Annotated in this window: 11 protein-coding genes; 5 read left to right on the top strand and 6 right to left on the bottom strand. The window is 54.5% G+C overall.

The genetic code is table 11. The features are described 5' to 3' along the window. Positions 1-3: 3 nt before the first annotated feature. Both JM93_RS12865 and bchF read right to left on the bottom strand, forming a co-directional pair. Complete coding sequence (locus tag JM93_RS12865) at positions 4-1,320, bottom strand: ferredoxin:protochlorophyllide reductase (ATP-dependent) subunit N (RefSeq protein WP_145344014.1); 1,317 nt, start codon at positions 1,318-1,320, stop codon at positions 4-6. Continuing rightward, entirely contained in the window at positions 1,317-1,817 is a 501-nt protein-coding gene (gene bchF / locus JM93_RS12860; RefSeq protein ID WP_145344012.1) for a 2-vinyl bacteriochlorophyllide hydratase, read from the bottom strand. The genes JM93_RS12865 and bchF overlap by 4 nt, the downstream gene beginning before the upstream one ends. 257 nt (positions 1,818-2,074) lie before the next feature. Between bchF and JM93_RS12855 the strand changes: the two genes are divergently transcribed. The 5 genes from JM93_RS12855 (at position 2,075) to JM93_RS12835 (ending at position 7,959) form a co-directional block, all read left to right on the top strand. Continuing rightward, entirely contained in the window at positions 2,075-2,935 is an 861-nt protein-coding gene (locus tag JM93_RS12855) for a hypothetical protein (RefSeq protein ID WP_145344010.1), read from the top strand. Between the two features lie 30 nt (positions 2,936-2,965). Continuing rightward, on the top strand, positions 2,966-4,414 hold the full coding sequence (ppsR, locus tag JM93_RS12850; RefSeq protein ID WP_145344008.1) for a transcriptional regulator PpsR: 1,449 nt from the start codon (positions 2,966-2,968) through the stop codon (positions 4,412-4,414). A gap of 68 nt (positions 4,415-4,482) precedes the next feature. After that, entirely contained in the window at positions 4,483-5,379 is an 897-nt protein-coding gene (gene chlG / locus JM93_RS12845) for a chlorophyll synthase ChlG (protein ID WP_145344005.1), read from the top strand. A gap of 32 nt (positions 5,380-5,411) precedes the next feature. Next, complete coding sequence (locus JM93_RS12840; protein ID WP_145344003.1) at positions 5,412-6,767, top strand: BCD family MFS transporter; 1,356 nt, start codon at positions 5,412-5,414, stop codon at positions 6,765-6,767. A 4-nt stretch (positions 6,768-6,771) separates the two neighbouring features. Further along, a complete protein-coding gene (locus JM93_RS12835) occupies positions 6,772-7,959 on the top strand; it encodes a geranylgeranyl diphosphate reductase (protein WP_145344001.1) in 1,188 nt (395 codons plus the stop codon). Between the two features lie 289 nt (positions 7,960-8,248). On the opposite strand, the gene JM93_RS12830 is transcribed toward JM93_RS12835, so the two are convergent. The 4 genes from JM93_RS12830 to JM93_RS12815 all read right to left on the bottom strand — a co-directional run bounded on the left by JM93_RS12830 (position 8,249) and on the right by JM93_RS12815 (position 12,149). Further along, positions 8,249-8,707, bottom strand: a complete 459-nt coding sequence (locus JM93_RS12830) for a TspO/MBR family protein (protein ID WP_145343999.1) — start codon at positions 8,705-8,707, stop codon at positions 8,249-8,251. A 245-nt stretch (positions 8,708-8,952) separates the two neighbouring features. After that, complete coding sequence (locus tag JM93_RS12825; RefSeq protein WP_145343997.1) at positions 8,953-9,624, bottom strand: DsbA family oxidoreductase; 672 nt, start codon at positions 9,622-9,624, stop codon at positions 8,953-8,955. Positions 9,625-9,648: 24 nt separating this feature from the next. After that, positions 9,649-11,532, bottom strand: coding sequence for a monovalent cation:proton antiporter-2 (CPA2) family protein (locus JM93_RS12820; protein ID WP_145343995.1), 1,884 nt, complete (start codon positions 11,530-11,532; stop codon positions 9,649-9,651). Continuing rightward, positions 11,532-12,149 carry an NAD(P)H-dependent oxidoreductase gene (locus tag JM93_RS12815; protein WP_145343993.1) on the bottom strand — a complete coding sequence of 206 codons (618 nt, stop codon included), beginning with the start codon at positions 12,147-12,149 and terminating at the stop codon, positions 11,532-11,534. The genes JM93_RS12820 and JM93_RS12815 overlap by 1 nt, the downstream gene beginning before the upstream one ends. Positions 12,150-12,295 lie beyond the last annotated feature (146 nt).

Below are 12,295 nucleotides of genomic sequence, written 5' to 3'. Positions count from 1 at the left end.
AGATCAGGCCTCCACTTTCAAAAGCGCGCGGCGGCGGAGGGGGCGCGCGAACAGTTCGGCCAAGTCACCGGCCTGCTCGTAGCCCTGGATTGGTGTAAACACGAACTCGATCGACCATTTTGTAGTGAAACCCTCGACTTCGAACGGATTGGCCAACCCCATGCCGCAAACGATCAGGTCGGGTTTTGCTGCACGGGCACGGTCGATCTGGTTGTCGACATGCTGACCTTCGGAGACCAAGATGGTCTCGGGCAGACAGGCCAGTTCTCCGGACACATGATTTTTGTGAAGATATGGCGTTCCTACTTCGAGGATGTCAGCTCCTGCCTCATTGGCCAAAAATCGGGCAAGCGACGGTTCCATCTGGCTGTCCGGAAACAGAAACACTTTCCGGCCCTGCAGATCCTTCCGACTATGCGCTACCGCTTGACGTGCGCGCGCTCTGCCGGGATCGGTAGTTGCGGCAAAACGCGCAGTGCCGACGTTGAAGCGCTCTGCGATTGCAGACAGCCAGGATGTCGTTCCCTGCTCGCCCAAAGGGAACGGCGCCGCGATTTGTTTGGCACCCCTTCCAATCAAAGCCTTTGCAGCGTCATTTGCATATGGTTGCGCCAGAATGAAAGACGTGTTTGACCCCACTGCGGGCAACGAGCTGCTCAATCGGGATGGCAAGAAGCTGAAGTGTTCGATGCCGAAACCCTGGAATATTCTTGCAAACTGATCCTCGATGACATCACCAAGTGTTCCAACAACCAACAAGGACTGCGGTGAAGCGGCCGCGGCGGCTGGCAGGTCATGTATCAGGGCGGTCAGAAACGTGTCTTCGCCTTGGGTGAATGTCGTTTCAATACCGCTGCCTGAATACGCCATGACCCGGCAGTTATTGTGGTGTTCGGCATTCAGTCGTTGCGCAGCGCGGCTCAGGTCTAATTTGATCACTTCGGACGGACAGGACCCGACCAGTACCAGCATTTTGATGTCGGGACGGCGCTCCAGAAGCCGCGCTACAATTTTGTCGAGCTCGTCATTGACATCGGCCATACCAGCAAGATCGCGCTCGCCGATAATTGCTGTTGCAAAGCGCGGCTCCGCGAAGATCATGACGCCAGCAGCCGATTGCATCAGATGCGCGCAGGTACGGGATCCGACAATCAAGAAGAAAGCGTCCTGCATCTTGCGATGGAGCCAAATAATGGATGTCAAACCGCAGAACACCTCGTGCTGGCCGCGCTCGCGCAAAACGGGCCGCGGAGTCTCGGCAGTACCACCCGATGGCTTCTTTTTTAACGGTCGATTAAGGCGATCAATCACGGTTGTCATCCTGCCGCCCCCAATTCACTCGGACCTGCAAGCCTATCCGTTTCCTTGCGCGCTTGACGCAGCTTCCAAAGAAACTGTCCGGCATTGATGACATACGCAGCGTACGCGGCGAGCGCGATCCAGAGTGTCACGCTTGCGGTGCTTGCGTAAAAGTAGGCCGCCAAATACCAAGTGTGGAGGGCCAGAACGACGATCGAGAAGACGTCTTCCCAAAAAAACGGTTTGGCAAAAAGATAGATGCCAAAGACTTCTTTTTCCCAGATCGATCCAGTCACCATGATCATATAAAGTACAATTGTTTTAATGATGACAGATACTTGAGCAGCAAACAGGCCTTCTCCAGTCGCAATATAGTTGAGAATGAGGCCGAGACTGATGAGGAAAACCAAAAACTGGAAAGGCGCCAAGAGTCCCTGCACCAATGTCCAAGGGGAAGTGTCCCGCCGACGCCGTTGCTCTGGCGTATAAAGTCTGAAGCTTTGCACGTTTTTTTGCATGTCGTTTACGCCGTGCACGCCGCCTCCCTAGGTTGACTGTCCAGGAGGATAGGCACAGCGGCCCGAAAGTGTCAACTTTGATTGACGTCTAAAATCATTTACAAAGCTCTGACTGTCAGGCATGGTGACAATCGGACACTTACCAGACTAGAATTCCTGCTTAATTACAGCGACACACGCCGGCAGGATATTGACGGCTTCGGCCTATGCGCCGACTTTGAACGTGCGTCATCTGTCTTGTTGAGGGAGGGAGGCGCATGAATGACTTTCAGAACGATTGTTCTGACTATGCCGCCAGTCCAACCAATGCTGTCGTCAAGCCGCCGCCCCCCCCCGCAGATGATTTACGCACGTTGCTTCATGGAACATTAGTCAGCACGCTTGCACGGACCGATTTCCGTAAGAGGCTTCTTGACTGCGAACTGGCCACTGACCACGCCGCTCCAGCCCATGGTGAGGCGGCGTTCACACTCCTGTGCACCCATATCTTGAACAGCCTGACAGAAGGGCCTGAGATTGACATCGCGTCAGCATTGATAAGGTTTTCTGACGACCCGCTCTGTCAACTCGCAGCTCTCCAGACCGTTGCACGCAGTCTCGGCGAGGCGTGGTGCACTGATTCGACCGATTTTGCATCACTGACGGCTGCCGTATCGAGGCTACAGTCCGCTTTGCACAAAAGCTCCAGTGCCTTTCCTGCGCAGTCCGTCAGCCACCATTGCCCAAGCGTTCATTTCGTGCTTCCGGTCGGCGAAACACATCGTTTTGCGACCGCACTAGTTGAAGAACATTTCCGCATCCGGGGATGGCGAACCGAGCTGCATTTTTCAAACCATCACCATGATTTAAAACAGGTTTTGGTGACAGAGAGACCCAATCTCGTTTGCCTGTCCTGGTCGGATACTCGTCTGAAGCCATCGGTGAACGAGTTGCTGGAAATTTTGAGCGAACACCGGCATAAGGACACCTTGCTGATTGCGGGTGGGCCCGCAACTTTGGAAAAAATAGACTGGCTTTTTAAACGTGGCGTTGACAATGTATTTTCGGACACATACTTGGCTCTTGAATGTGCCGAGATGCATATCGCAAAAATAACAAAACGAATTGGCGGGCAATAAATCTAGCGTCCTACGGGAAGGAGTGGCTGGATGATGCCTGATGGAAAGATGGAAAAACAGCCGTCAAAACCGACGCATCGCTTGTTCCGCCAGACGGAAGAGATATTTGGCGATTTGCCGGCCGACGTGGCCATGGCTCTTGCAGCACATGGTGCAGACATTACACTTTTGATATCCCGCGAAGGGGATGTTCTTGACGCGTCCTACTCCGACGCAAGCTTGGACGCATATGCGCCGCAATCTTGGTCCGGGCGCCTCTTTAAAGATGTGGTGACCATGGAATGCGTCGACAAGGTCGATGCGCTGCTTGATGAATGTATCAAACATGGGACCAGCCGGCCGCATCAGGTCAATCATGCCAAAGCCGACGGTCCGGATCTGCCGATCGAATACACACTCGTCAGAATCGAAAAATTTCCGGCCCTGGTCGCATTCGGCAAAGACTTAAGGCGGTTCGCGGAGATCCAGCAGCAGCTGATGCGCGCGCAATTCGAATTGGAACGTGAGTATCGGCGCATTCGTGAGACCGAGGCACGATACCGTGTAATCTTCCACAAGATGGAGTGGCCTGTTCTGGTGCTCGACGGAGAGCAGCGTAAGGTCATTGATGCGAACACGGCCGCAGCATCTGCCCTGCAGACCAAACCCGCCAAATTATCCGGAGAACCGCTTACTTCACTGGTGAGCAGGCCCGATCGTGACAAGGTACTTGATGCGCTCTCGGCAGCCCGTGAAAAAGGCACATCGCGTACCATTAGCGCGCATATGAATGCCCTGCCCAATCCGTTCACACTGCAGCTCGATCCGTTTCGCGAAAGCGGGAAGATAAATTACTTGGTCTCACTGTCGCGGACGGCAGATAGCGCGGACGGCTTCGGCACAGCGGGCGGTAATGCGGACTGGATTGAAACAATCCCCGAAGCCGTTGCCGTCACGGATGTAAACGGCAGCGTTATTGCAATCAACGATCGTTTTCTGGATGTCGTTCATATCCTGAACAAGACTCAACTTGTTGGCCGTAACATCAACAGCTGGCTCGGCGCGTCAAATGTCGACATGCAGGTATTGCTCGCACGCCTCCAAGAGGAGGGCGAAGTCAACAATTTCATGTCGGTCTTACGGGATGCGCTCGGCGACACACGCCCGGTCCGAGTCAATGCAATTCTTGACCGCAACCTTGAAGACATGAGAGTCGTTCTCTTGTTGAGTGAACACGCAGCCAGGGAAACACAGGTGCGCGTTCACACGGCCAATACAGCAGCCGCCACATCAGATTTCGCCGAACTTATTGGCCGGGTGCCACTCAAGGAACTGATCCGCGAATCTGTTGACGTGATTGAGAAACTCTGTATCGAAGCCGCGCTTCGGCAAACGGAAAACAACCGTGCGTCTGCGGCAGATCTGCTCGGCCTCAGCCGGCAGAGCCTGTACATCAAACTGAAGCGCCACGGCCTAGAGGGTTTTGACGGAACCTCGTAGCGTCAATCTTAATTTACACTGTCCATATTAATTGACACAATCGTGCGCATAGGCCTAGACTGCGGCCTATGGTCGATCATTCTGTGATACCTTCAGATCGCACCTTGCCCAGTCTCGGCGCTGTGATTGCGTTGTTAAAACCAATCACTTGGTTTCCGCCAATGTGGGCGTATGCGTGCGGTGCTGTTTCTGTGGGCATAGCGTCCGGGCGCTGGCCTGAGGTGATCCTCGGTGTTGTCCTTGCCGGGCCGCTCCTCTGCGGCACCAGCCAGGCCATCAATGATTGGTTTGACCGGCACGTCGACGCCATAAATGAGCCAGACCGTGTCATCCCGTCCGGTCGCATGCCCGGCCGATGGGGCCTTTGGATTTCACTCATCGGTTCGGTTGTGTCCCTGTGTGTTGCCTCAATCCTCGGGATCTGGATCCTCTTGGCAGCGGGCTTGGGATTGGTCCTAGCCTGGGGCTACAGCATGCCCCCATTCCGGTTCAAGCAAAACGGATGGATTGGCAATGCGGCCGTCGGATTTTCCTACGAAACGCTGCCCTGGATAACTGCCGCATGCGCAAGCCTTGGCACGCTTGCCCCTTATGAAGTTATCCTTGTTGCGCTCTTTTATGGTGCGGGCGCGCACGGCATCATGACCTTGAATGATTTCAAAGCCATTGAGGGCGATCGGCAGATGGGCGTGGCCTCCCTTCCAGTCCAGCTTGGGACGAGGGGTGCCGCGCGGGTGAGCGGAGCTGTGATGATTGGCGCTCAGGTGGGCGTCATTGCACTGCTGTTGGGGTGGGGTTTTGTCTGGACGCCTTTGATTGTCAGCGCCCTTTGCCTCCTGCAATTAGCGGCATTGCCGAGATTCCTTGCAGATCCGATCGGAAAAGCCGTCTGGTACTCGGGTCTGGGAGTGGGGCTTTATGTCACCGGAATGATGGCCACGGCGGTCTCGCTGAGCGGCCTTTGATAAGAACGACATTCACACACTGGGAGGGCATAATGCATACACTTCGAATTGCCAAACCAGCAATAAGCCTTTCCTGGCTTGCGATCATGCGCCTTGGACTTGTTCAAGCTGCCCTTGGGTCGGTTATTGTGCTGACCACATCGACCTTGAACCGTGTTCTTATTGTCGAACTCTCTCTTGCAGCTGTAATACCCGGATTATTGGTCGGTCTTCACTACGCAGTCCAGATTTCACGTCCGGTCTGGGGGCACAAGTCTGACAATGGCGGCAACCGGACGGTCTGGATCATTGGAGGAATGTGCGTACTGGCGGCATCGGGCACGGCGGCGTCTGCTTCCGCACTTCTGATGGAGACAAAGTTCGGGCTTGGTCTAGCCTCCGCAATATTGGCATTTGCGTTTATTGGCTTTGGCGTCGGAGCATGCGGGACCTCACTTCTGGCTCTTCTGGCCAGCAAAGCAGCCCCAGAACGCCGCGCTGCCGCTGCGACCATCGTTTGGATGATGATGATCGCCGGTATTGTGATCACTGCCATCGTCTCGGGAAGCTTGCTGGACCCGTTCAGCTTTGAACGGCTCATAGGCATAACGGGAGCAACGGGACTGATCGCAATTGCGGTAACCTGTCTCGCAGTTGCTGGGGTAGAGCGCATGGCGGACACCAAAGCGCCCCGACCGCGAAAGAAACGCCCCTTCATTGCCGATCTCAAGGAAACTTGGAATGATAGCGAAGCCCGCCTTTTCACGGTCTTCGTATTCATGTCGATGCTGGCTTACAGCACCCAGGATCTCATCCTTGAACCTTTCGGGGGACTGCTGTTTGGCCTGACACCAGGAGAAACAACAAAACTGTCCGGCGCGCAACATGGTGGAATTTTGCTCGGTATGGCACTTGTGGGCATTCTCGGCACCCTGCTAGCGCGCAAAAAAGCGCGCATCCTTAGACACTTCACCATATGGGGCTGCGTCTGTTCTGCAATTGCTCTCGGGGCGCTCGCTATTGCAGCTTTCGCGGCGCCGGACTGGCCGCTAGCTGCAAACATTTTTCTACTCGGCCTCGCAAATGGGGTTTTTGCGGTGGCTGCCATCGGCACAATGATGATGCTTGCCAGTCAAAATGGCGGGGAACAGGCAGGGATCCGCATGGGTGTCTGGGGGGCAGCCCAAGCACTTTCCTTTGGCCTTGGCGGATTGATGGGCACCGTCCTTCTTGATGCAGCGCGTGCATTAACCAAAAGCGATGCCCACTCGTTCATGTCTGTTTTCGGCTTTGAAGCAGTGCTTTTCGTCATGTCCGCGCTGGTTGCAACCGGCCTTCGTGCATCGCCCTCGGCACACATGAACCATCCTTCTTTCAGTACAGATCCTGTCCTTGAAGCCGCGGAGTAATGCCATGACCAAAACCGATTTCGATGTCATTGTCATAGGTGGCGGTCCAGCTGGTGCTACAGCTGCCGAACGGCTTGCCTGCTCGGGAACGAAAGTCCTTCTTGTTGACAAGGAAGGCCGGATTAAACCATGCGGCGGTGCTATTCCGTCCATTGCCATGCGCGACTTTGACATTGCAGCGTCGCAGATCAAAGCGCGTGTCAAACGGGCCCGCATGACCGGCCCCTCCGGAAACCAGGTTGGTATGGAAATCGGCGACATCGGCTACGTCGGTATGGTCGATCGCGAAGAATTTGACCCCTACTTGCGAGAGCGTGCAGCGCTAGCAGGTGCGGATCGTCTAAAAGCCACGTTCAAAAGCCTTACATACAATCAGGATGGCACAGTGACCATTAATCTCGCGGGCGACCATGACAGCGAGACCCTGACCACCAAATTGGTAATTGGCGCAGACGGCGCGAACTCGCAGGTTCGCAAGACCGTATTCGGACCAAAGAAAAAACCCCCCTATGTGTTCGCTTACCATGAAATCGTAGAATCCCCGCAAGATAGTGACCCGGCTAGTTTCGAACCTGCCCGGTGCGAGGTGATCTATGATAGGAAAGTCTCTCCGGACTTTTACGGCTGGGTGTTTCCCCATGGCGGTCAAACCAGCATCGGCGTCGGGTCTGCCGTCAAAGGTCACGATCTGAAAGATGCCACAAAGCTTCTGCGTGACCGGTTTAAACTATCGGATGTCAAGACAGTGCGCTGCGAAGGCGCTCCTCTCCCCTTGAAGCCCATGCGGCGTTGGGACAACCGAAAAAACGTGGTCCTCATCGGTGATGCAGCAGGTGTCGTCGCCCCCTCTTCCGGCGAAGGAATTTACTACGCCATGCACACGGGTGACTTGGCAGCGCAAGAGGCAAAAGCCTTCTTGGAAACTGGAAGCGCACGTCATCTTGGCGCTATCCGCAAGCGCTTTATGAAAGGCCACGGTCGGGTTTTCTTTGTACTCGGACTTCTGCAGTATTTTTGGTACGGCTCCGACAAACGCCGTGAGCAATTTGTCAACATGTGCAAGGACCCCGACATACAGCGTCTGACCTGGGAATCTTATCTTAACAAGAAACTCGTGCGCAAAGATCCAATGGCCCATATCCGCGTCGCCATCAAGGACATGGGACAGCTTCTTGGCCTAGCCGGAAGGTGAGCCAAATGTCAGACATTTTTATCTTTGCTGGCTCTGGGACACTGGCATTGACCGGCTGTGCCATTCTAATCCTTGAGGCATTTGCGATTATCTTGCTCCGGCACCATCTTGACGCGCCGATGAAACTCCTTGCAACCGTGGCAGCCGGTTTTGGTTTGCTGGCAGCACTTTACGCATTCCAGACGGGAAGCCCCAGCTGGGTGGTTGCCGCTTGGATGGCAAGTGCCGGTTGCGCGCACATTCTGGACATGCTCGCTCGCCTTGCCACGCCAAAGCGTCGAACAATGACCTATGCCGGCACCTCATCCGGATTCAACCGCCAAACCGACAAGTTTAATGCAGCCGCCACCGATACCCAAGCTAGGTAGGGCAGGAACAACAGCGCCGCTGTGGTGGAAACCGGCCAAGCGGCGCCGATATAGGCAACGATTGAGAGCCACATGGCACACACATCGATTAATGCGTAATCCATGCGCTTCATGCCGAAAAACAGCCAAGACCAAGCACCGTTCAGTGCGAGTTGCAACACCCAGAAGACAAGCGCTAGACCAAAACCTTGCTCAGACCAAATGAGCCAGCCAGAATAACCGATCATAACATAAAGCACGGTCCATACGAGCGGGAAGGCCCATCCTGGCGGTGTCCAAGATGGCTTTTTCAAACTAAGGTACCAGTCGCCTGGCTTGAAGACCGCACCCGACATGGCGGTCAAAAAGACAAGTATTCCAAAAACGAAACCGGCTGCCATATTACCCCCGTCATTTGCCTCACGAGGAATATGATCCGCGCAAGATCCGATTCAAGAGCGGCATATGCCGCATGCGCACCCTATGCGATGAACGCAAGCTGCGCAGAAAGACTTTTCGCAGACTGCTACTAGTTGGTTGCTCTCAGAACTCATAAAGTCAGCGAACTCGTGTTTGTGTGCCAACCCTGTTCAGTTTGTGCAAAGACCAAACATAACGCTTTTAGACGTTCCAAAATGGCAATCCGTCAGGCGGCTGCATTTCCTGAGAGCTGACGCAGAATAGCAGCGTAATTGTCGACGCCTTGTGCACCTGTAATCAAATGCCGACGGTCGAAGATCACTGCAGGAACACCCTTGATCCCTTGTGATGTCCAGAAGGACTGTTCATCACGCACATTTTGTGCAAATCGCTCGTCCTCCAAGACCTTCAGCGCTTGATCACGGTCAAGCCCAACGCGTGTCGCAATATCTGCAAGAATGTGGAGATCATTAACGTTTTCGCGGCGCTGAAAATGTGCCTCAAACAATGCCATTTTAAGTTGGTGTTCCTTGCCCTGCGGTCCTGCCCAGTGGATCATCTGATGGGCCCGGAAGGTGTTGGCCATCCGCATATCGTCCGAGAAGTTGAATTGAAAACCCAAATGTATCCCTAAGGTAGACAGGTTTTCACGTGCTTTCACAGACTGTTCGGGAGTGGTTCCGTATTTCGCCGCTAGGTGCTCGCGCAGGTTCTCACCTTCCTCCGCCATCTGCGGATTGAGTTCGAATGGATGCCATTTGACAGCGGCAGACGTTCCCGTCACCTGGAGCGCTTGTTCGAGCTGCTTGAAGCCGACAATACACCATGGGCAAACGACATCAGACACAATGTCGATTTGCAGAAGATCGTCGAAGTCCTGGTCTGTTGTTTCACTCAATTTGCCGTCTCCTGACTATAGCAGCTATAAATTGGCGTCACCCTTTGGCGGCGGAGTCCAACCTCGCTCCGTTCTTTCGTGACGTTCATCGCGCTCAGCCTTCATAATCTCGAACATAGTTGCAGAATGCGCGCGCATGGCGTCGATGTACGAGGCATCAACACCTCCGTCATTGTAGTTGTCGCGCAGGTCGGCAAGCATCTCTAGATCGTGCTTTTTGAAACGTCGTGCTTTGTTCTCAGCTCTGAAAGTGTGGACGCCGAGCTCTATCAGTGCATGCTTGCCTAAGGCTAGGGCCCCTTCAAAAACTTCACGAAGCGCGATATGGGCACCGGCCATTTCAAGCTCGTAAACGTGGTGCCTATCCCGCGCTCGTGCCAAAATTTTGACATCTGGATAAGTCTTCGCGACATGCTCAACGATGCTAGTTTGCTTTTCACGATCATCGATTGCTGAGATGAACACATCCGCATGCGAAAGGCCGGCGCTATGTAGCAAATCCGGTCGCGTGGCGTCACCATAGTAGGTCCGGATGCCGATCCGGCCAAGGTTCTCAATGGTCTGCGGATCATGATCAAGAATGATAACTTCAAATCCGTCGGTCATTAAGAGCCGCGATACAATTTGACCGTACCGGCCCATGCCCGCGACAACAACGCGGCCTTTTGTGTCGATAAGATCCGGTTCCCGGTCTGACTTCGAGACCACACGCGGGGCGATGACTTTCTCGTACAAAATAAATAGCGCCGGCGTCAAAAGCATGGAGATTGCAACAACCAATGTCATCGTTTGCAGCAGACTTGGTTCCAAAACCCCCGCCCCTCCGGCAAACCCGAAAAGTACAAACGCAAACTCGCCAGCCTGGGCCAGACCGAGCGCCAGAAGCCAACGGTCTGCGCCTTTCAGCCCGAAAACCGACCCAAGAACGTAAAGTACGCAAAACTTTACGGCGATAAGCCCAATAGCCAGCGCCAAAATGAAAAAGGGGTCCCCAAAGAACAGATCAAAATCAATACCCGCCCCCACCGTCAGGAAAAACAGTCCTAGTAACAGACCCTTGAAGGGTTCGATGTCGCTTTCCAATTCATGGCGGTAATCACTGTCAGAAAGAACAACACCGGCAAGAAAAGTCCCGAGCGCAGGAGACAGGCCAACAAGATCCATCAGAAGAGCTATTCCTATAATCAAGAGAAGTGCCGTTGCGGTAAAAATCTCCCGCAATTTTGCTTCTGCTATGAAACGGAACACTGGGCGTAGCAAGTGGCGCCCGGCAACAACAATCGCGGCAATCACGGCAAGGATGACCAGTGCCTGCGCCCATGCCGGCAGGGTTGCCAGAGCCGAGCCACCATGATCTGCGAGTTCGCCGTCAGGCCGGCTCCCCGCTATGCCTGCCGGCCCGATGACTAAGAACGGCAACACTGCAAGCATGGGAATGACAGCAATGTCTTGGGTCAAGAGCACAGCGAATGAGCCTTGGCCACCGCTCGTCTTGAACCACCCCTTCTCGTTGAGGGTTTGTAGGACGATGGCTGTAGAGGACAGCGCCAGGATCATGCCAAGTGCCATACTGCTTTGCCAGGAGAGCCCAAAGGCCATCGAGATAGCGGTGAATACTGCCGTTGTCCCAACAACCTGCAATCCACCGAGGCCGATCAACTGCCGCCGCATCCTCCACAGCACAGACGGCTGAAGCTCTAGCCCAACCAGGAACAACATCATGACAACGCCAAACTCGGCAAAGTGCTGCACTTCGGCCGTTTCAGAACCAACAATCCCCAGGACCGGACCAATAACGACGCCAGCGATCAAATAGCCAAGGACTGATCCGAGCCCAAGCCGGTTCGCTATTGGCACTGCTATGACAGCGGCACTCAGATAAACAAACGCATCGCTTAGAAGCGCCATCAAGCGATCTCCGACTGAAGGAGGAATGGGGTTAAATCGCCTTCAAGCGCGATCGCTCGCGAAGCCTTAGCCAGATCGACCCGGTCCGAAACAAGGGCCGTTAAAAGTGTCCGGTATGCTTCGACATGCATCTGGACCCGGTTTTCCTCCCGAGCGCGCCCCGCACCGTGCAGCACGAACGGAGCAACGTAAGTCATGCCACAAAGATCAGCGGTTTTTTCGAAAGGGATAAGCAGGCTGCGCAGGTCCGCATGGTTTACCCCGCCTTTGGAATAGGCTTCTGGCTTTGCCCCGGTCGTGGTTGCATTCAGGATCCATTTCCCCGCCAGGTGGTCGCCATCATGGCCATACGCAAAACCATGCTCCAACACCAGATCCTGCCATTCTTTTACGATAGCCGGAGCCGAATACCAATACAGCGGATGCTGAAAAACAATCACATCATGAGCAACCAGCCGTGCCTGCTCTGTATCGACATCGATCCCGAGGTCCGGATAGTCCGCATAAAGATCGACGGCGGTAACACCGTCCAGTGATTGCGCGGCTTCGAACATCGGCGCATTCACTTCCGACCGGTCAGGTCGCGGGTGAGCATAGAGCACCAGAACCTTCGCCAAAACGGTCTCCCACTGAACAATTCGTTGGCCTATGCGAGCCGGAATAATTGCATAACATCCGAAAAACAAAGCCTACAGCCGGTATCGGCCGCCCGGCAATCGATCGAGACGTATTCGCACAGAATACATCGGCTCCCGGCCGTCAT

Source organism: Roseibium hamelinense (assembly GCF_007830545.1).
In the GTDB taxonomy this organism is placed as follows: Bacteria; Pseudomonadota; Alphaproteobacteria; order Rhizobiales; family Stappiaceae; genus Roseibium; species Roseibium hamelinense.
This window is presented reverse-complemented; position numbering and strand designations above follow the sequence as displayed.

Coding starts and splice junctions, on each gene's coding strand:
- JM93_RS12830 (WP_145343999.1), bottom strand. CDS start 8,707: ATGGCAGCCGGTTTCGTTTTTGGAATACTTGTCTTTTTGACCGCCATG.
- bchF (WP_145344012.1), bottom strand. CDS start 1,817: ATGCAAAAAAACGTGCAAAGCTTCAGACTTTATACGCCAGAGCAACGG.
- JM93_RS12835 (WP_145344001.1), top strand. CDS start 6,772: ATGACCAAAACCGATTTCGATGTCATTGTCATAGGTGGCGGTCCAGCT.
- JM93_RS12865 (WP_145344014.1), bottom strand. CDS start 1,320: ATGACAACCGTGATTGATCGCCTTAATCGACCGTTAAAAAAGAAGCCA.
- JM93_RS12855 (WP_145344010.1), top strand. CDS start 2,075: ATGAATGACTTTCAGAACGATTGTTCTGACTATGCCGCCAGTCCAACC.
- JM93_RS12820 (WP_145343995.1), bottom strand. CDS start 11,532: ATGGCGCTTCTAAGCGATGCGTTTGTTTATCTGAGTGCCGCTGTCATA.
- chlG (WP_145344005.1), top strand. CDS start 4,483: ATGGTCGATCATTCTGTGATACCTTCAGATCGCACCTTGCCCAGTCTC.
- ppsR (WP_145344008.1), top strand. CDS start 2,966: ATGATGCCTGATGGAAAGATGGAAAAACAGCCGTCAAAACCGACGCAT.
- JM93_RS12840 (WP_145344003.1), top strand. CDS start 5,412: ATGCATACACTTCGAATTGCCAAACCAGCAATAAGCCTTTCCTGGCTT.